Source organism: Pseudomonas yangonensis (genome assembly GCF_009932725.1).
GTDB lineage: Bacteria > Pseudomonadota > Gammaproteobacteria > Pseudomonadales > Pseudomonadaceae > Aquipseudomonas > Aquipseudomonas yangonensis.
Genome location: NZ_BLJU01000129.1, coordinates 1 through 675, shown reverse-complemented (window position 1 = coordinate 675; position 675 = coordinate 1). Strand labels below are relative to the sequence as shown.

Below are 675 nucleotides of genomic sequence, written 5' to 3'. Positions count from 1 at the left end.
AGTCGAAAGTTATGGGCTATCTGTATCAGAAGCTCAACAGAACTATAATGAAAAGAAAGACGCTTTGCCTAAACTTGCGTTTTGTATGGCCCCAATGAGTTTTAATTTTAACTTGGGGAACCGTTAATGCAAATCACCATTGTATCTGCGGGTAAAATTATTCCAGCGTCTGAGCTGATTAGTGCAACTTTAAGAACTGATCTCGTACCTATTCCCGCATCCATTGAGTTCACAGTTCAATCTACTACTGAATTAGACTCCCTTTTAAAAGAAGGGGAGCAACTTACTGTAAATGACATATCTCATCCTTTCGAACTTATCAAAGTTACCCCTCTAAAAACTCAGACTATTAAACAAGATCGGCGAGTAGGTGGCATCTCATGTATTGGTATTTTGGCTGGTTGTAAAAGACTTATCGAATATTCAAAGCAAGCAGTTATTAGTAATGAAACTTCTTTTAATTCTGTAATTCGAGCTTGTGGTGCAACGATCAGTCTGGGCAGTGATTTACCTTTGCCTAAATTTGTTTGTTTAAAGGGTAGTATGCCTACACAGCGCTTGGCTCATTATCTTCAGCAAGAAGCGGCAGTAATTTGCTTTCAAAATAATAAAGTGTCTGCTCAAAAAATTGATTCTTTCTTCAAAAAGGAACCTATCACAAAACTAGATCCTAGC

Annotated in this window: 1 protein-coding gene; it reads left to right on the top strand. The window is 37.6% G+C overall.

Features of this window, described 5'->3' with window-relative positions; translation table 11 throughout:
- Positions 1–126 precede the first annotated feature (126 nt).
- Positions 127–675, top strand: a 549-nt coding sequence (locus GYB81_RS23790) for a hypothetical protein (protein WP_233787674.1), incomplete at its 3' end; no start/stop codon positions are given.